The organism is Streptomyces sp. NPDC012888 (assembly GCF_042900645.1).
Taxonomy (GTDB): Bacteria; Actinomycetota; Actinomycetes; order Streptomycetales; family Streptomycetaceae; genus Streptomyces.
Map to the genome: position 1 here is coordinate 32,623 of NZ_JBIBBM010000025.1, position 16,117 is coordinate 48,739.

The window sequence follows — 16,117 nt, forward strand, 5'->3', positions numbered from 1 at the left end:
GCGCTCCTCTCAGGGTTGGGTGACCGGTCGCGGGGACCGGGGGCTGTGGTGGGGACGGAGGTCGGTGACGAGGGCGGCGAGGTCGGTGACGACGTCGCCGCCGCCGAGGAGGGACGCCTCGGCGCGGGCTACGACGGCGCTGCCGACGACGGCGGCGTCCGCGCCCGCCGCGTGCACCCGTTCGACGTCGGTGGCGGTGCGCACCCCGAAGCCGGCGGCGATCGGTGCGCCGGTCAGGGCCCGCAGGGCGTCGACGGGGGCGCGGAGCGCGCCCGGGTCGGGTGCCGGGCCCGCGCCGCTCTGGCCGTAGTGGGTGACCAGGTAGACGTAGGCGGAGGCGTGGGCCGCCGCCTCGGCCACGACGCGGGGGTCGGAGGACGCGTAGCACGTGGTGACGACGGGGAGTCCGGCGGCGCCGGCCCGGTCGTAGAAGTCGGGGCGGGCCCGGGGCGGGGCGCCGTGGAGCAGCGCCCCGGCCGCCCCGGATTCGGCGATGGCGGTGACGACCCGGGCCATCGAGCGGGGGCGGACGGTGTGGGCCCAGTCTGCGAGGACGACCACCCGCAGGTGCCGGTGCCGGTTGCGGGAGCGTTCGACGAAGGCGAGCGCGTCCTCCAGTTCGGTCCCGGCGGCGAGGGCCCGGTCGGCGGACCGGCGGATCACCGGCCCGTCGCTGATCGAGTCGGGGAACGGCACGCCGAGTTCGAGGACGTCGACCTCGTGGTCGTCGAGCATGTCGGCGACGTCGTCGAGTACGTCGAGGGGCGGGTCGCCGGCGTTGAGGAACACGGCCAGGCCGGGCGGGCGGGGGAAGAAGGCGGTCACCGGACGCCGCTCCTCGCCAGCTGTGCCCGCGCGGGCGCGGGTGCCGGTCCGGCGGCCCGTACGGTCTCGACGAGGTCGCGCACCAGGCCGCGCCGCATCGCCTTGACGGCGGCGGCCATGGCGGGGCGCCATTCCGTCTCCTGCCCGGCCGCGATGGCCAGGGCGGCGGCGTTGAGGGCGACGGTCTGGGTGGCGACCTCGCCGGCCCGCCCGGACACGACGTCCAGGAAGTGTCCGACGACGCGGGCGGGGTCGGCCACCGGGGCCAGGTCCGTCAGGGTGCCGCCGACCGTGCCGAGGCCGTCGCGGCCCAGCTGGAGTGCGGGCATGCCGGGGCCGCGGTCCACGGCGTTGTCGGCGAAGCTGATCAGTTCGTCGGCGCCGACGTCGTTGGTGCACAGCCAGATGTCGCGGTCGTCGACCGCTGTCGCGAGCCTGCGGGCCAGGGGCAGGAGGCCCGGGTTCGACAGGCCGGTGAGCTGGCGGGTGCCGGGCAGCGCGGGCAGGAACGGGCCGAGTGTGTTGAGTACCCGTCCGTAGGGCCGCATGGGCTGCGGCATGATGCGCCGGGCCAGCACGGTCAGCTCGACCGGGTACACGAAGTAGCCGGCGAAGGCGACGCCGTGGCGGTCCAGTGACTCGGCGGTCTCGTCGTACGACTTGGTGAGCGGGATGCCGAGGCGGACGAGCAGGTCGATGGAGCCGTACTTGCTGCTGTAGGCGCGCGATCCGGTCTTCACGACCCGCGCCCCGAGGGCGGCGGCGACGAAGGCTGCGGCGGTGGAGACGTTGAAGGTCGATGCGCCGCCGCCCGTGCCGACCACGTTGACCGCCCCGGGAAAGGGGCGGACCGGCCCGGTGCGGCGCGCGTGCAGGGACCGCACCAGGTCGGTGAGCGTCTCGGGGGCGACCGTGTCGAGGTCGAGCGCCGCGAGGAGCGACGCCGGCTCGCCGGGGTCGAGGGTGTCGGCACTCAGCTCGTCCCAGAACGACGACCACGTCGCGGTGTCGACCGGGCGGCCGGCCAGCAGGGCGGCGGACGCGTCGTGCACGGGTCAGCTCACCTCCACCGGGGCCGACGCCCGTGCCACGAAGGCTTCGATGGCGTCGACGGTGCGGAAGTTGTCCGGGTCGAGGGCCGCGTCGTCGACGGTGACGTCGAACTCGGTCTCGATCCAGGCGATGAGCTTGAGCAGGCCGAGGCTGTCGACCACTCCGTTGGTGAGCAGGTCGTAGTCGTTGGTCAGCTCCGACGCGTCGACGTCGGGCATGAACTCCTCGATCACGTAGCGCTTGATGAGGTGCTCGTTCTTCATCGTGCCGGTTCCTTTCTGGCGACGGTCGCCTCGGGGCGAGGTGACATCAGGTGCCGGCCGAGGGACTGGCGGTCGACCTTGCCGGTGGACGTGCGCGGCAAGGGGTCCTCGGACAGGCGGAGGTTGGACGGGATGGCCGCGGTGGGCAGGTGCCGGGCGCAGTGCTGGCGGAGGCCGAGCGTCTTGACGGTGGCCCCGGGGACGCGGCGGACGACGGCGTGCAGCAGGTGGCCGGCGACGGGGTCGGGGACGGCGAGGACGACGGCCTCGGCGATCTCCTCGTGGTCGAGCAGCACCTGTTCGACCACGGCGGTGTTGACCCGGGTGCCGCGCACCTTGACCTGGTGGTCGTTGCGTCCTTCCAGGTGGAGGACGCCGTCGCCGTCGCGGCGCACGACGTCGCCGGTCCGGTAGAAGCGGGTGGCGGTGCCGGGCGGGCGGCCTTCGGGGGCGTCGACGAACGGGCCGGGCAGGGCCGGGTCGGCGCCGAGGTAGCCGGCGGACTGGAACGGTGTGGCGACGACCAGTTCGCCCCGTCCGGGCCCGGTGACCACGGCACCTTCGTCGTCGAGGACGACCGCCTCGACGCCGGGCAGTGGCGTGCCGAGCGGGACGGCGTCGGCGGGTGGTGCGTGCCGGTCCACCTCGTGCAGGAAGCTGTCGTTGGTCTCGGTGCAGCCGTAGACGTTGTAGAAGCGGCCGGCGGGGAAGACGGCGGGCAGCCGGGCGAGGCAGCGGGCGGGCATGTGGTCGCCGGTGAAGAGGAGGTGGCGGACCGAGGTGAGCCGGCGGGCGGGATCGCCGGCGGCGTCGACCATCAGCTGGTGGGCCATGGGCACGGCCTGGACGACCGTCACGGCGTTGTCCTCGATGGCGTCGAGGAGGTGGCGGCCGTTGGTGGCGGCGTCGGGGTCGACGAGGACGACGCGGCCGCCGTGGTGGAGCGTGGCCCAGACGTCGAGGAGGCAGAGGTCGAAGTTGAGGGGGGCGTAGTTGAGCACCGAGGCGGTGGGGCCGAGGTCGAACCGGGCGGCGGCCCAGTCGGCGAAGCGCTCGACCGCGCCGGCGGTGAGCGGCACCAGTTTGGGCAGGCCGGTCGACCCCGACGTGGTGAGCACGAAGGCGACGTCGTCGGGGTCGTGGGGTCCGCGGGGGCCGGCGGGGGCCGGAGCGGCGCCGGACCGGGCGGGGGTGGCTGGGGCCGGCGCCGCGCCGGTCCGGGCGGCGCCGGCGTCGTCGTCGGCGTGGACGACGTGACGGCATCCGGCCCGGTCCAGGAGGCGTTGCAGTGTGGTGGCGGGCAGCGTGGCCGAGGGGAGCACCACGGGGAGGCCCGCCCGCAGGCACGCCAGCACCAGGGCGATGGTGCGGGGCGTCTTGGTGGCGGGTATGCCGATCGGTTCGCCGCCGGTGGTGTCGAGCCGGTCCAGGCGGACCGAGGCTTCGGCCACGAGGTCGGCGAGTTCGCCGTAGGTGAGGTGCCGGTCCCGGGTCACGAGGGCCGTGGCGTCGGGGCGGGCGTCGACCTGTCGGGCGAACGAGGTCCAGAGCCGGGTTAGTTTCGTCATCCCCAGCATCGTGCGGGGGAGGCCGCAACTTCACCGCAAGGCCGGCTCGGGCACGGTGCGACGGGTCAGACCGCCGAGGGGACCCGTCCGCGCGGCGCGGGGGCGTGGGAGCGGGTCCCGGAACGGCCGAGGAGGACCAGGGCCCAGGAGAAGCAGGCGAAGGAGGCCGTGTTGGCGAGGGCGCGCGCGTGGTTCGCCAGGACCCACGGGTCTTCGAAGGCCTCGCGGACGGCGGCGGTGTCCTGGATGCCGGCGGGGTCGCCGGCCGCGGCCAGGTCGTAGTTGAGCGGGACGTGGAAGCCGGCGGTGATCGCGAGCATCGTCAGGTAGCAGACGGCGCCGGCGGTGATCCAGGTGCGGAGGGCCCTGTCGGGGGTGCGGCGGTGGGTGGCCGTGGCCGCGACGGAGAAGGCCAGGCCGCCCGCGAAGCAGCTCAGGAACACCGGGTTGAGGATGACCTCGTTGATGTTCTGCATGACTTCGATGAGGACGCGGTCCTCGCTGCGGGCGAGCGCGGGCATGATCGCGTAGGAGCAGGCGGCGAAGAGGCCCGCCGTCAGTCCCGAGGTGAGGGTGGCTCCGACCAGGGTGACGGTTCTCCAGGAGCTCACGATCGCCCCCCGGACCGCACGGTCGTGTGGTTCTGCATGGACTCTCCCGAGGGGTCGGGTGGTCGGGGACGGTGCCGGTGCGGGGCGGGCGGGCCGGGCGGGGGAGGGTGGGGGCGCGTCGGTGACGGCCCCCGGCCTCCCCCGCCTCGTGCTCGGCCCGGATCCCCGGCGAGTCGCTGTTCTAGGCCGCGTTCCAGACGCCGGTGCGGGCGATCTCGGCGACCCAGTCCGCGAAGTCGCGGGGCTTGCGGCCCAGGGCACGCTCGACACCGTCGGCCAGGGAGCTGTTGCGGCCGTCGAAGAACTCGGAGATGAGCGTGGCCAGCGGGTCGGCGAAGGCGCGCGGGGCGCCGTCGTCGACGATGGCGTCGGCGAACTGCTGCCGGGTGATGGGCTCGTAGCGGAGCTCGCGGCCGGTGGCCTTGGCGATCTCGGCGACGCCTTCGGCGAAGGTCCACAGGCGGGGGCCGGTCAGCTCGTAGCGCTGGCCGACGTGGCCCTCCTCGGTGAGGGCGGCGACCACGACGTCGGCGATGTCGTTGGCGTCGACGAAGGGGTCGGCGTTGTCGCCGGCGGGCAGGGCCAGCACGCCCTGGCGCAGCGGTTCGAGGAACACGCCCTCGTCGAAGTTCTGGTTGAACGAGGCGGGGGCGACGATGGTCCACTCGACCGGGAGGGCGGTGACGGCGTCCTCGCAGCGGACGGCCTCGTCCTGGTTGCGGGCGGACAGCAGGACCAGGCGCTGGACGCCCGCGTCGACCGCCAGTCCGGCGACGGTGGCGATGGCGTCGCTGGCGCCGGGCCACTCGACCTCGGGGTAGTACATCAGGTAGGCCGACTGGACACCGGTGAAGGCGTCCGCCCAGGTCGAGGAGTCCTCCCAGTCGAACGGGGGCTTGCCGGAGCGGGAGCCGACCCGGACGTTCACGCCCCGCTCGACCAGTCGCTTCGTCACCCGGCGACCGACCCGGCCGGTACCGCCAAGAACCAACGTGGTGTGCTCGTTTGTTGTCATGCCTCAAGTTTGGGCGTCGGCGTCTGGACGGTCCATGGCCGAGATGCCGGACTGCATGTCCGGTCGTCTATTCTGGGTCAATGGACGCTCTCGCAGGATTACTTGAGGGACCGCGTGCCAGCGGTGCCTTCCTCCTCCGCATCGTGCTGGACCCGCCGTGGTCGATCCGGGTCCAGGACGAGTCCCCCCTGTGCCTCGCCGTCATGCTCAGCGGCGAAGCGTACATCGAGCCCGAGGGCGGCGAGCCGGTGCGGCTGCGCCCGGGCGACGTCGCCATCGTCCGGGGGCCGGACCCGTACGTGATGTGCGACGACCCGGCGACCCCGCAGCAGGTCATCGTGAACCCGGGGCAGCAGTGCGTGACGCCCGAGGGCGTCGAGCTGCGCGAACGGATGGCGCTGGGGGTGCGCACCTGGGGCAGCAACCCGGACGGGCCGGTGCAGTTGATGCTCGGCGTGTACGAGGAGGTCGGCGCGGTCGGCCAGCGCCTGCTCGACGTGCTGCCGCCGCTGCTGGTCGTGTCCGCCGACTCGTGGGACTCGACGCTGCTCCCGGTGCTGACCCGTGAGGTCACCAAGCAGGGACCGGCCCAGGGCGTCGTGCTCGACCGCCTCCTCGACCTGCTGCTCATCTCGGTGCTCCGGGTGTGGTTCGACCGGCCCGAGACGGAGGCTCCGGCCTGGTACCGGGCCTACACCCACCCGGTGGCCGGGGAGGCGCTGCGCCTGTTCCACGAGGAACCGGCGGCCGACTGGACGCTGGCGCGGGTCGCCGCGCGGGTCGGCGTGTCGCGGGCGACGCTGGCGGAGTGCTTCCGCAGTGCCGTCGGCACGCCGCCGATGACCTACCTGACGGAGTGGCGCCTGGCCCTGGCCGCCGACCTGCTACGACAGTCCGACGACACGCTGAACGCGGTGGCCCGGCAGGTCGGCTACGGCAGCGGGTTCGCCCTCAGCTCGGCGTTCAAGCGGGTGTACGGCATCAGCCCCCAGGAGCACCGCAGCGCGGCGCCGGCCCGCTGAGCGCGTCGGTCACCAGGCCCCGACGGCCGGCGCGCCGGGTGCGTACCGCCGCCACGCCTCGTTGAGGCGGGTGAGCCGGCCGGCGGCGGCGATGCCGCGCAGGGCCGCCACCCTGCCGTCGCAGACCTCGAACGCCACGGCGCCCACGACCCGGTCGCCTACCACGGCGAGGACGGCCGGGGAGCCGTTGACCAGCTCGACGTACAGCGCGGGTGTGCCGCCCGCCAGCCGCCGCTTCGCCGGGGTCGGCCTGAAGCCGGCCCGCGCGAAGGAGGCGACGCGCTCGCGCGTGTCGTACCGCAGCAGCCGCCCGGCCAGGCCGGCGCCGTCGGAGACCAGGGTGGCGTCGGCGGTGAGCATCTCCACCAGCCGTTCGGTGCGCCCCGACACGGCGGCGGCGAGGAACTCCTCGACGATCCGGCGCGCGGCGGCGGGGTCCGCCCCGTCGCCGGTGCGGCGTCCGGCGGCGATCCGGCGGCGGGCCCGGTGGAGGTGCTGCTGGCTCGCGGACTCGGTGATGTCGAGGATCCCGGCGATCTCGGCGTGGGGGTACGCGAAGGCCTCGCGCAGGACGTAGGCGGCCCGCTCGACCGGCGAGAGGCGCTCCATGAGGGTCAGCACGGCCAGGGACACCGACTCGCGCTGCTCGAACGTCTCGGCGGGGCCCAGCATCGGGTCGCCGTCCAGGAGCGGCTCGGGCTGCCAGTCCCCCGCGGCGCGTTCGTGGCGGGCCCGCGCCGAGCGGAGCCGGTCGACGGAGAGGTTGGTGACGACCTTCGTCAGCCACGCCTCGGGCACCTCGATGCGCTCGCGGTCCGCGGCCTGCCAGCGCAGGAACGCGTCCTGGACGACGTCCTCCGCGTCGGCCGCGGACCCGAGCAGACGGTACGCGAGCGAGGCCAGCCGGTCCCGGCCGGCCTCGAACCGGTCGATCGCCGCGGAGTCCATGCGGGGCAGCCTAGGCGGCCGCCGTCTCCGCGCCGGGGCCGGGGCGGAGGGTGGTGGTGGCCGGGCGGCGGCGCCGCGCCGGCATGCCGAAGGTCGGGTGGACGATGCTCCAGGCGGCCGTGGCGATCACGCCCGACTTGAGCCGTGCGGCGGTCCGGCCGCCCAGGTACCAGGACTTCGGCCTGGCCGCGCCGTCCACCATCTGGAAGATCGCGTCCCGTCGTCCGAGGCCGATGTGGTTGCCGTGGTACTTCAGACCGGTGGTCGGGACGGGGCCGCCGGTCAGGCGCGCGATGATCGCGGCGGTGGCCTGCATGGTGGTGTAGCCGGCCGAGGCACAGGACATCGGCAGGGGATTGCCGTTGTCGCCGATCGCGTGGGCGCAGTCACCGGCGGCGTAGACGTCGGGGTGGGAGACCGAACGCATGCTGCGGTCGACGACGATCCGGCCGCTCCCGGTGACCTCCAGGCCGCCGGCGGCTGCCATGGGGTGCGCGGCGAAGCCGGCCGACCACACGGTGACGTCGGCCGGGAGGGACCTGCCGCCGGCGGCGACCGCCCGTGCCGGCTCCACCGTTTCGATCGCGGTGTGTGCGTGGACGGTGATGCCGAACCGGTCCAGTGCCCGGCGCAGGTGGCGGCGGGCGGCGGGGGCGAGCCAGGCGCCCGGCTCGCCGCGGGCGGCGAGCGAGACGGAGAGGTCGGGCCGGGCCTCGGCGATCTCGGTGGCGGTCTCGATGCCGGTCAGCCCCTCGCCGACGACGAGGACGGTGCCGCCCGCGCGCAGGCCGGCCAGGCGGTCGCGCAGGCGGAGCGCCTGGGACAGGCCGGTCACGTCGTGGGCGTGTTCGGCGACGCCGGGGACGCCGTGGTCGGCCCCGGTGCTGCCGAGTGCGTAGAGCAGGGTGTCGTAGGCGAGTTCGGCCTCGCCGGGGCCGGTGCCGGTGCCGTTGTCGTCGTCGCCGGTGGTCAGGGCGACGGTGCCGCGCTCGGCGTCGACTCCGGCGACGCGCGCCACGCGCAGCCGTACGCCGGTGCCCGCGAACACCTCGCTCAGCTTGCGGAACGTCAGGTCCCGGCCGGTGGCGAGCTGGTGGAGCCGCATCCGTTCGACGAAGTGGGGCACGGCGTTGACGACGGTGATCTCGGTGTCGGCCGGAGAGAGCCGGCGGGCCAGGTTCCCGGCGGCGAAGGCCCCGGCGTATCCGGCGCCGAGTACGACGATGCGGTGCTTCATGGCAGGGCTCCTGTCTGTTCGCGTGCCCTTTGAACGGGGCGGCGCGGCGATTGCTGACAGGAGGGGGATGTGACGCCCGTCACCGGGCGGGGCACGGTGCGGCGGCCCGCCCCGGCCTGCGCGGGCGTGTGCCGGGCGGAAACACGTGGCGGCCGGGTGTGGGCTGCCGGTAGCGTCCGGTCCTCCGAACCGCCGTGCCCTGTCGGCGGTCCACGTCCAGAGAGTGATGCGCATGACCAGCCCGCGAGCGACGACGACCCTGTGGCGCCCCACCGGCCCGAGGGAGCTGGAGCTGGTGCGCGAGCTGGGCTGGCGGGCCTGGCCGCCCCGGCTGCCCGACCAGCCGATCTTCTACCCGGTCCTGAACGAGGACTACGCGGTCAGGATCGCGCGGGACTGGAACGTGAAGCACGACGGCGCCGGCTTCGTCACCCGTTTCGAGGTCGACTCGGAGTTCCTGAGCCGCTACCCCGTCCGGCAGGCCGGCGGGCGGACGATCCTGGAGCTGTGGGTCCCTGCCGAGGAGCTGGACGAGTTCAACGCCCACATCGTCGGCGCGATCCAGGTGGTCCAAGAGTTCCGCTGAGGTCCCGGGCGTCTGCCCACCGCCCGGGGTCCTCCGCTGCCCCGCCCCCGGCATCGGGGCCCGCCCTCGCGGGCCCGGGGGCGGCCTTCAGAGGACGCGGACGGACTCCGCCTGCGGGCCCCGCTGGCCCTGGCTCACGTCGAACTCGACCCGCTGGTTCTCGTCGAGGCTCTTGTAGCCGTCGCCCGCGATGGCGGAGTAGTGCACGAACACGTCCGGCCCTCCGCCGTCGACGGCGATGAAGCCGTAGCCCTTCTCCGCGTTGAACCACTTGACGGTGCCCTGCTGCGGCATCTGTCACGCCCTTTCTGCCGTGTCCGAGACCGGTTCGCCTCGGTACCGCGCGGATCCTCCCCCTGGTGGGGATCCGGAAACCCGGCGGACCCGGGGAGGGCCGGCCCGGACGGCCCGGGACGGCTCCGTACGCTCCGTACGCGAGCGGGGAGCCCCGCCGGTCCGCGGGGGTGTGGTGGAGGTCACGGGAACCCGGCCGTGGCTGCCGGACAGCCGAGAGGGGTGACGACAGAGATGCGAAACCGGGTGCGGTCCGGGGATCCGGACGCCTATGCGGAGCTGTTCGACAGCTACGCCCGCACCCTCTACAACCATGCCTTCCGGATGACCGGGGACTGGGCCGTCGCCGAGGACGTGATGTCGGCGGCCTTCATGGAGGCGTGGCGGCTGCGCGGGACCGTCGACGCCGAAGGCGGCTCGCTGCGGCCGTGGCTCCTCGGCATCACCACCAACCTCGCCCGGAACCACTGCCGCAGCAACCGGCGCTACCGGGCCGCCGTCGCCGCGGCCACGACGGCGGGCGCCGTGTCGGTGCCCGACCACGCCGAGGAGGTCGCGGGGCGGCTGGACGACCGGCGGCGGATCCGGGTCACGCTGGCGCAGTTGGGCGCGTTGCGCCGGGCCGAGCGCGAGGTGCTCCTGCTGTGCCTGGGTGAGGGGCTGGAGTACGCGGAGGCCGCGCGGGTCCTCGGGATCCCGGTGGGGACCGTCCGCTCCCGGCTGTCCCGGGCCCGTACGAAGCTGCGCAAGCTCGCCGAGGCGGAACTCGCCAGGCACGGGCGGGAACCCGCCGCCCCGCTCCGACAGACATATGGCGACCGCGCGACCGCGGTCCGGTCCGCACAGGAAGGAATCCGATGAACGCCGACCTTTCCCGGCCCCACCCGGCCGGCGGGGACGACGAGCCGCTCCTCCTGGAGTTCGCCGCACGGGAACTCCCCGCGGGCCGCCACCAGTTCCACAAGGAGCGCCTGATGGCCCGGATCCACGAAGACCTCCGCCCCGCCGACGCCGCCACCGCCGCCACGCCCGCCCGTGGCGCCGGGCCGCGCAATCCGTTCCTGCGCCGTGCGGTCCTCGTGCCCGCCGCCGCGTTCGCCCTGGCCGGGGCGCTCGCCACCGGCTTCTTCGCGTACGTGGACCGCGGCGCGGTCGACGGGCCCGGGTCCACGGTGGCGACCGGTCCGGTGCTGACCACGCGGATCGGCGCCGCCGACCCGAAGGGCACCCCGCAGCTGCTGGACCGGATCTCGCTGGCCGCCGCCTCCTCCCCCGCGTCCGGTTCGGCGGCGGTGCGGGCGGACCAGTTCCTCTACGTCGGCAGCAAGACGGCCACGACGTACGTGCGGACCGTCGGGAGCAAGAGCGAGCTGGTCAGCGAGGAACTGCACATGCGGCACCAGTGGAACTCCCCCGACGGCACCAAGGGCTGGCTGATCGAGCCCGGCAACACCGGCCCCGAGGGGGTGACGCTGGAGGGGCCCGACGAGACGGGCCGGACTCCGCAGCCGAGCCTCAACTCGCCCAGCCACGACTACCTCGTCGCGCTCCCCACCGACCCGGACGCCCTGCTGCGGCGCATCTACCAGGAGACCGCCGGCCGGGGCAACGGACCCGACCAGCAGGCCTTCACCACCATCGGCGACCTGCTGCGCGGCAGCCACCCGCCGGCCGCGCTCACCGCCGCGCTCTACAAGGCCGCGGCGAAGATCCCGGGTGTGGTGACGGTGGACGACGCGGTGGACGCCGCGGGCCGGCACGGGATCGCCGTCGCCCGGCTCGACGAGCAGTCCGGTCAGCGGGAGGAGTGGATCTTCGACCGCGGGACCCTCGCGTTCCTGGGCGAGCGCACCGTCCAGGTGAAGGGCGAGTCCGGGGAGCAGGGCCTGATCAAGCCCGGCACGGTCGTGTTCACCGCCGCCGTGATGACCCGGGCGGTCGTCGACCGCGTCAAGCAGATGCCGGGTGCCGCCGGCTGACCGGCGCGCGGGGGCCGGGGGCCGGGGCGTGGGCCGGGGCGTGGGCCGGGGGTCTGGCGCCCGGCCCCGGGTCGGGGCGGTCAGGCGGGCTCGTGGCCGGTGGTGGCCGCGAGTTCGCGGACCGCGTCCGCGACGGCCCGGAAGTCGTTGCGGAGGATCTTCGAGTGGTTGCTCGGGACCTTCGCGCTGACCCGGATGTGCGGGTTGCGGGCGCGGACCGGGTCGAGGTTGGCGCGGATCCGCTCCATCAGCTCCGGGTCGCCGCCCAGGTTGCCGCCGGTGGCTAGCACGTAGCGGACCGGTGCGGTCACGGCGTCGAGGACCGGTTCGAGGACGGCGGGGGCGCAGAGCTCGTTGGCCTCGATGTTGATCTCGGCGTGCTGCCGGGCGTCCATCCGGGCCGCCAGGCCGAGCCGTCGGGCGACCGGGAACAGCGGGCTGAGCCGGCGGAACAGCTTGCGGATCTGGGCGCGGGCGGCGTCGTCCAGCCACTCGTGCGGGAGCGCGCCGTCCACGGAGACCACGGCCCGGGTGCGGTCGGGGTTGCGGGCGGCCCAGTTCACGGCGAGGGCCGCGCCGTAGGACCAGCCGACGAGGATCGGCCGGTCCACGCCCCGCGCCCGGAGGACGGCGTCGAGGTCGCGGACGCAGGCCTCGAAGGAGTAGTCGGAGGAGAGCCGCGACTTGCCGCGGGCGCGCTCGTCGTAGGTGATGTGCCGGTAGCCGGGGCCGAGGTCGGCGATGACGCGGCGCCAGTGGGACGTGTCGGCGTAGGAGCCGTTGAGGTAGACGACGGGGCGGCCGGGGCCGCCGGTGTCGGTCACGGCCAGTGCGGTGTCGTCGACCGGGACCATGCCGGTCCAGGCGGACGGGATGGCGGAGGCGGTCGTGGGGGTGGGGGTGGGGGTGGGGGTGTGGGTGGGGACGGTGGTGGTCATGGTGGGGGCTTCTCCCGGGTGTTGGTGAGGTGGGCCGGTGGTGCGTGGTACGGCACGGTGCGCGGGTGCGGTGTGCGTGGTGCGGTGTGCGTGGTGCGGTGTGCGTGGTGCGGTGTGCCGGCCGCGTCAGAGGCTGCGGGCGGTGATGTCGCCGTAGGACGTGGTCGCCTGGATGTTCAGCGCGGCGGCGGAGCCGTCGCCGTTCCGGAGCGTGTTGCGGATCCGGCCGTAGGCGGTGCCGGCGTCCAGGGTGGCGGAGACCCCGCGGGCGGCGCCGACGGAGATGCCGCCGTGTCCGGTGCGCAGCACGACCGTGCCGTGCAGGGCCTCGGTGATGTGGAGGTCGCCCTTCTGGGTGGTGATCTCGGCGGGGCCGGTCAGGCGGCCGACGGAGACGTCGCCGGCGTCGAGGGTGAGGTGTGCGCCGGCGGTCTCGTCGAGCTTGACCGTGCCGTGCGCGCCCTCGAAGACGACGTCGCCGAGGCGGCCGACGCCGCGGAGTTCCGCGCTGGCCGCCTTCGCCTCGACGCGGGAGCCGGCGGGGAGCTGGATGGTGAGCTCGATGGATCCGGAGCCGCCCAGGAGGCGGTTCTTCGGCATCGGGGAGCCGATCCGCAGGACGCCGTCGGCGTAGGCGACCTCGGTCCGCTGGGCCGCCTTCACGTCGCGGCTGTCCGCGGCGTCCGCCGGCCGGACCTCGACCGTGGTGTCGGTCCGGTCGGCGGCGACGAGCCGGATGTGCCCGGCGGGGACGTCGAGGACGGCGACGACGGGGGCGGTGGTGGGGAACGTCTGCATGGTGTGCTCTCCTGCACTCGGTGTCTGTGTTTCTGACATTGGAAACATTAAGTTGCGTTCACGATGGCGGCAACAGACTCGTTGCACAGAAATGCTATTTGCGCAGGTCAGAGGCATTCATTCGTTGCAACAGGCCTGAATCTAACGCAACATACGCCCCGTCAGGCGTTGCAATGGAATGGAGGTGAACGCTAGGGTGGGGGCACCACGGACCATCAAGGAGGCCGCGATGCCGGGAGGCAGACTCACCCAGGCCGAACGCCGGCAGATCGCGCTGGGACTGGCCGACGACCTCGCCTACGCGGAGATCGCCAGACGGCTCGACCGCCCGACCTCGACCATCACCCGCGAGGTGATGCGCAACGGCGGCCCCACCGCGTACCGCGCCGACATCGCCCACCGCGCCACCGAGCAGCGCGCCCGCCGCCGCAAGCAGGCCGCGCCGCGCGGCACCACGACGGCCGCACCGGCGCACGGACGCGACCCGGAGGCCGTGCGCGAGTACGAGGAGGCGTTCACCACCGTCCTCATGCAGTCGGGCCTGGCCAAGATGCCGGCCCGGGTGCTGGTGTGCCTCTACACCACCGACGCGGGCAGCCTCACCGCGTCCGAGCTGGTCCAACGGCTCCAGGTGAGCCCGGCGTCGGTCTCCAAGGCGATCGCGTTCCTCGACGGGCAGGGCCTGGTGCGGCGGGAACGCGACGAGCGCCGGCGCGAGCGCTACTTCGTGGACGACGACGTCTGGTACCAGTCGATGATGGCCAGCGCCCGCGCGAGCACGTACATCGTCGACACCGCGCGGCAGGGCGTCGGCGTCCTGGGACCCGGCACCCCGGCCGCTGCCCGCCTGGAGAACATCGCGCGGTTCGTCGACTTCGTCAGCGAGAGCATCGTCCGCGCCGCGGAGCAGGCCCGGGACATCCTCCACACCCGGCCCGGGTCGGGGTCAGGCAGTGCCGCCCCCTGAGCCCCCGCGCGGGAGCCGCGTGCCGACGTCGTGGGCGGTGCCGGCCCCGACGGCCCGCGGCTTGTCCGGGTCGGCCACGCCGGGCCGGCCGGCCAGCCGGCGACTCGGCGCTGCGCGCCGCACTGCGGGCGGGTCCGCTGAAGCCGAAAGGGCCCCGCGGTCGCGGGGCCTGTCGGAGGGTCGGGACGTGTCGGGTCGGGGTGCGGGTCAGCTGGGGTCGCGGTCGTAGACCGCCTTGGCCCAGCGGTAGCCGAGGGCGGCCAGGGCCAGGCACCAGGCGAGGGCGAGCCAGCCGTTGTGGCCGATTCCGGTGCCGAGGAGCAGGCCGCGCAGGGTCTCGATGGCGGGGGTGAAGGGCTGGTACTGGGCGATCGGCTGGAACCAGCCCGGCATCGCGTCGACCGGTACGAAGGCGCTGGAGATCAGCGGCAGGAAGATCAGCGGCAGGGCGTTGTTGCTGGCGGCCTCGGCGTTCGGGCTGATCAGGCCCATCCCGACGGCGATCCAGGTGAGTGCCAGGGCGAAGAGCACGAGCAGGCCGAAGGCCGCGAGCCATTCCAGGAGCGTGGCGTCGGTGGAGCGGAAGCCGATGGCCACGGCGACGGCGCCGACCAGGACGACGCTGAGGACGGCCTGGAGCACGCTGCCGATGACGTGGCCGACGAGCACGGAGCCGCGGTGGATGGCCATGGTGCGGAAGCGGCCGATGATGCCCTCGGTCATGTCGTTGGAGACGGAGACCGCGGTTCCGATGGTGGTGCTGCCGATGGTCATCAGAAGCAGGCCGGGGACGAGGTAGGCGATGTAGGCGGAGCGGTCGGCGCCGGCGCCTCCGATGCCGGCGCTCATCACGTCGCCGAAGACGTAGACGAAGAGCAGCAGCAGGACGATCGGGGTGAGCAGCAGGTTCAGCGTGAGGGAGGGGTAGCGCCGGGCGTGCAGGAGGTTGCGGCGCAGCATGGTGGACGAGTCGCGTACGGCGAGGGAGAGGCTCATCGGGCGTCCTTGGTGGGCTGGTTGGTGCCGGTGAGGGCGAAGAAGACGTCGTCGAGGTCGGGCGTGTGCACGGTCAGTTCGTCCGCCTCGACGCCGGCGGAGTCGAGCCAGTCGAGGACGGAGCGCAGTTCGCGCTGGCTGCCGTCGCTGGGGATCTGGAGCGAGAGCGCCTCGTCGTCGGTCGCGGCTCCGGTGAGGGCGGAGGCGGCGGCCTGGTACGCGGACGGGTCGGCGAAGCGGAGCTTGACGTGTCCGCCGGGGATGAGCCGCTTCAGTTCGTCGGCGGTGCCCTCGGCCACGATCTTGCCGCCGTTGAGGACCGCGATGCGGTCGGCGAGTTCGTCGGCTTCCTCCAGGTACTGGGTGGTGAGGAAGACGGTGACGCCGTCGGCGACCAGTTCGCGGATGATTCGCCACATGTTGTGCCGGGAACGGGGGTCGAGTCCGGTGGTGGGTTCGTCGAGGAAGATGATCCGGGGGTCGCCGACCAGGGTCATGGCGATGTCGAGGCGGCGCTTCATGCCGCCGGAGTAGGTGGAGGCAGGCTTCTTCGCGGCTCCGGTGAGGTCGAAGCGTTCCAGCAGTTCGGTGGTGACGCGGCGTCCCTCGCGCTTGGAGAGGTGGTGCAGGTCCGCCATGAGGAGCATGTTCTCCTCGCCGGTGATCAGGCCGTCGACGGCGGAGAACTGGCCGGTGACGCCGATCGCGGCGCGTACGGACTGGGGGGCGGCGGCGAGGTCGTGGCCGGCGACGCGGGCCTGTCCCCCGTCGGCGGTGATGAGGGTGGAGAGGATCTTCACGGCGGTGGTCTTGCCGGCGCCGTTGGGGCCGAGCAGCGCGAACACGGAGCCGGCCGGGATGTGGAGGTCGATGCCGTCGAGGACGGTCTTGTCGCCGTAGGACTTGCGCAGGCCGGTGACGGAGACCGCGTCCCGGAAGGTCGACGTTGATGTGGGCATGACAGAAGAAGGCACGGGGCCCTCCGTTCGAGGGGTGGGCGGCGGGTGCGGTGGTGGG

At 73.8% G+C, this 16,117-nt stretch carries 18 protein-coding genes; 5 read left to right on the forward strand and 13 right to left on the reverse strand.

Features of this window, described 5'->3' with window-relative positions:
- Window positions 1–9: 9 nt before the first annotated feature.
- The 6 genes from trpA to ACFY61_RS31590 form a co-directional block, all read right to left on the reverse strand.
- On the reverse strand, window positions 10–825 hold the full coding sequence (gene trpA / locus ACFY61_RS31565) for a tryptophan synthase subunit alpha (protein ID WP_389477800.1): 816 nt from the start codon (window positions 823–825) through the stop codon (window positions 10–12).
- Complete coding sequence (locus ACFY61_RS31570) at window positions 822–1,877, reverse strand: hypothetical protein (protein WP_389477802.1); 1,056 nt, start codon at window positions 1,875–1,877, stop codon at window positions 822–824. The genes trpA and ACFY61_RS31570 overlap by 4 nt, the downstream gene beginning before the upstream one ends.
- Window positions 1,878–1,880: 3 nt before the next feature.
- On the reverse strand, window positions 1,881–2,141 hold the full coding sequence (locus tag ACFY61_RS31575) for an acyl carrier protein (protein ID WP_389477805.1): 261 nt from the start codon (window positions 2,139–2,141) through the stop codon (window positions 1,881–1,883).
- The gene (locus ACFY61_RS31580; RefSeq protein WP_389477807.1) at window positions 2,138–3,709 is read right to left on the reverse strand and encodes an AMP-binding protein; all 1,572 of its coding nucleotides are present in this window, start codon (window positions 3,707–3,709) and stop codon (window positions 2,138–2,140) included. The genes ACFY61_RS31575 and ACFY61_RS31580 overlap by 4 nt, the downstream gene beginning before the upstream one ends.
- A gap of 65 nt (window positions 3,710–3,774) precedes the next feature.
- A complete protein-coding gene (locus ACFY61_RS31585; RefSeq protein ID WP_389477810.1) occupies window positions 3,775–4,320 on the reverse strand; it encodes a DUF1772 domain-containing protein in 546 nt (181 codons plus the stop codon).
- A gap of 181 nt (window positions 4,321–4,501) precedes the next feature.
- Window positions 4,502–5,275 (reverse strand): NmrA family transcriptional regulator, encoded by a 774-nt coding sequence (locus ACFY61_RS31590; RefSeq protein ID WP_389477812.1) that lies wholly within the window; start codon window positions 5,273–5,275, stop codon window positions 4,502–4,504.
- A gap of 140 nt (window positions 5,276–5,415) precedes the next feature.
- Between ACFY61_RS31590 and ACFY61_RS31595 the strand changes: the two genes are divergently transcribed.
- Complete coding sequence (locus ACFY61_RS31595) at window positions 5,416–6,357, forward strand: AraC family transcriptional regulator (RefSeq protein WP_389477815.1); 942 nt, start codon at window positions 5,416–5,418, stop codon at window positions 6,355–6,357.
- Window positions 6,358–6,366: 9 nt separating this feature from the next.
- On the opposite strand, the gene ACFY61_RS31600 is transcribed toward ACFY61_RS31595, so the two are convergent.
- Both ACFY61_RS31600 and ACFY61_RS31605 read right to left on the reverse strand, forming a co-directional pair.
- Window positions 6,367–7,305, reverse strand: a complete 939-nt coding sequence (locus tag ACFY61_RS31600) for a sigma-70 family RNA polymerase sigma factor (protein WP_389477817.1) — start codon at window positions 7,303–7,305, stop codon at window positions 6,367–6,369.
- Window positions 7,306–7,315: 10 nt separating this feature from the next.
- Window positions 7,316–8,542 carry an NAD(P)/FAD-dependent oxidoreductase gene (locus ACFY61_RS31605; RefSeq protein WP_389477819.1) on the reverse strand — a complete coding sequence of 409 codons (1,227 nt, stop codon included), beginning with the start codon at window positions 8,540–8,542 and terminating at the stop codon, window positions 7,316–7,318.
- A gap of 232 nt (window positions 8,543–8,774) precedes the next feature.
- Here ACFY61_RS31605 and ACFY61_RS31610 point away from each other — a divergent pair, with 232 nt between their 5' ends.
- Window positions 8,775–9,128, forward strand: a complete 354-nt coding sequence (locus ACFY61_RS31610) for a hypothetical protein (RefSeq protein WP_389477821.1) — start codon at window positions 8,775–8,777, stop codon at window positions 9,126–9,128.
- A gap of 87 nt (window positions 9,129–9,215) precedes the next feature.
- Here the strand turns inward: ACFY61_RS31610 and ACFY61_RS31615 are convergent, their stop codons facing one another.
- Complete coding sequence (locus ACFY61_RS31615; protein WP_389477823.1) at window positions 9,216–9,422, reverse strand: cold-shock protein; 207 nt, start codon at window positions 9,420–9,422, stop codon at window positions 9,216–9,218.
- Window positions 9,423–9,656: 234 nt separating this feature from the next.
- Here ACFY61_RS31615 and ACFY61_RS31620 point away from each other — a divergent pair, with 234 nt between their 5' ends.
- Complete coding sequence (locus tag ACFY61_RS31620; protein WP_389477826.1) at window positions 9,657–10,283, forward strand: RNA polymerase sigma factor; 627 nt, start codon at window positions 9,657–9,659, stop codon at window positions 10,281–10,283.
- Window positions 10,280–11,401 (forward strand): CU044_5270 family protein, encoded by a 1,122-nt coding sequence (locus tag ACFY61_RS31625; protein ID WP_389477828.1) that lies wholly within the window; start codon window positions 10,280–10,282, stop codon window positions 11,399–11,401. Before ACFY61_RS31620 ends, ACFY61_RS31625 begins: the two co-directional genes overlap by 4 nt.
- Before the next feature lie 80 nt (window positions 11,402–11,481).
- Here ACFY61_RS31625 and ACFY61_RS31630 read toward each other — a convergent pair whose 3' ends face one another.
- Both ACFY61_RS31630 and ACFY61_RS31635 read right to left on the reverse strand, forming a co-directional pair.
- Entirely contained in the window at window positions 11,482–12,339 is an 858-nt protein-coding gene (locus ACFY61_RS31630) for an alpha/beta fold hydrolase (RefSeq protein WP_389477830.1), read from the reverse strand.
- 126 nt (window positions 12,340–12,465) lie between these two features.
- Entirely contained in the window at window positions 12,466–13,137 is a 672-nt protein-coding gene (locus ACFY61_RS31635; protein WP_389477833.1) for a DUF4097 family beta strand repeat-containing protein, read from the reverse strand.
- A gap of 229 nt (window positions 13,138–13,366) precedes the next feature.
- On the opposite strand from ACFY61_RS31635, the gene ACFY61_RS31640 reads away from it, so the two are divergent.
- Window positions 13,367–14,104: a helix-turn-helix domain-containing protein gene (locus tag ACFY61_RS31640; protein ID WP_389477837.1), complete on the forward strand. Its 738-nt coding sequence runs from the start codon at window positions 13,367–13,369 to the stop codon at window positions 14,102–14,104.
- Window positions 14,105–14,311: 207 nt separating this feature from the next.
- Here the strand turns inward: ACFY61_RS31640 and ACFY61_RS31645 are convergent, their stop codons facing one another.
- Both ACFY61_RS31645 and ACFY61_RS31650 read right to left on the reverse strand, forming a co-directional pair.
- Window positions 14,312–15,100 (reverse strand): ABC transporter permease, encoded by a 789-nt coding sequence (locus ACFY61_RS31645; protein ID WP_389477840.1) that lies wholly within the window; start codon window positions 15,098–15,100, stop codon window positions 14,312–14,314.
- Window positions 15,097–16,059 carry an ATP-binding cassette domain-containing protein gene (locus ACFY61_RS31650; RefSeq protein WP_389477843.1) on the reverse strand — a complete coding sequence of 321 codons (963 nt, stop codon included), beginning with the start codon at window positions 16,057–16,059 and terminating at the stop codon, window positions 15,097–15,099. Before ACFY61_RS31650 ends, ACFY61_RS31645 begins: the two co-directional genes overlap by 4 nt.
- Window positions 16,060–16,117 lie beyond the last annotated feature (58 nt).

Bases quoted from the DNA above. Each gene is read 5' to 3' on its own strand.
- ACFY61_RS31625 (WP_389477828.1), top strand. From the start codon at position 10,280: ATGAACGCCGACCTTTCCCGGCCCCACCCGGCCGGCGGGGACGACGAG.
- ACFY61_RS31650 (WP_389477843.1), bottom strand. From the start codon at position 16,059: ATGCCCACATCAACGTCGACCTTCCGGGACGCGGTCTCCGTCACCGGC.
- ACFY61_RS31620 (WP_389477826.1), top strand. From the start codon at position 9,657: ATGCGAAACCGGGTGCGGTCCGGGGATCCGGACGCCTATGCGGAGCTG.
- ACFY61_RS31635 (WP_389477833.1), bottom strand. From the start codon at position 13,137: ATGCAGACGTTCCCCACCACCGCCCCCGTCGTCGCCGTCCTCGACGTC.
- ACFY61_RS31600 (WP_389477817.1), bottom strand. From the start codon at position 7,305: ATGGACTCCGCGGCGATCGACCGGTTCGAGGCCGGCCGGGACCGGCTG.
- ACFY61_RS31630 (WP_389477830.1), bottom strand. From the start codon at position 12,339: ATGACCACCACCGTCCCCACCCACACCCCCACCCCCACCCCCACCCCC.
- ACFY61_RS31610 (WP_389477821.1), top strand. From the start codon at position 8,775: ATGACCAGCCCGCGAGCGACGACGACCCTGTGGCGCCCCACCGGCCCG.
- ACFY61_RS31580 (WP_389477807.1), bottom strand. From the start codon at position 3,709: ATGACGAAACTAACCCGGCTCTGGACCTCGTTCGCCCGACAGGTCGAC.
- ACFY61_RS31615 (WP_389477823.1), bottom strand. From the start codon at position 9,422: ATGCCGCAGCAGGGCACCGTCAAGTGGTTCAACGCGGAGAAGGGCTAC.
- ACFY61_RS31645 (WP_389477840.1), bottom strand. From the start codon at position 15,100: ATGAGCCTCTCCCTCGCCGTACGCGACTCGTCCACCATGCTGCGCCGC.
- ACFY61_RS31605 (WP_389477819.1), bottom strand. From the start codon at position 8,542: ATGAAGCACCGCATCGTCGTACTCGGCGCCGGATACGCCGGGGCCTTC.
- ACFY61_RS31595 (WP_389477815.1), top strand. From the start codon at position 5,416: ATGGACGCTCTCGCAGGATTACTTGAGGGACCGCGTGCCAGCGGTGCC.
- ACFY61_RS31640 (WP_389477837.1), top strand. From the start codon at position 13,367: ATGCCGGGAGGCAGACTCACCCAGGCCGAACGCCGGCAGATCGCGCTG.
- ACFY61_RS31575 (WP_389477805.1), bottom strand. From the start codon at position 2,141: ATGAAGAACGAGCACCTCATCAAGCGCTACGTGATCGAGGAGTTCATG.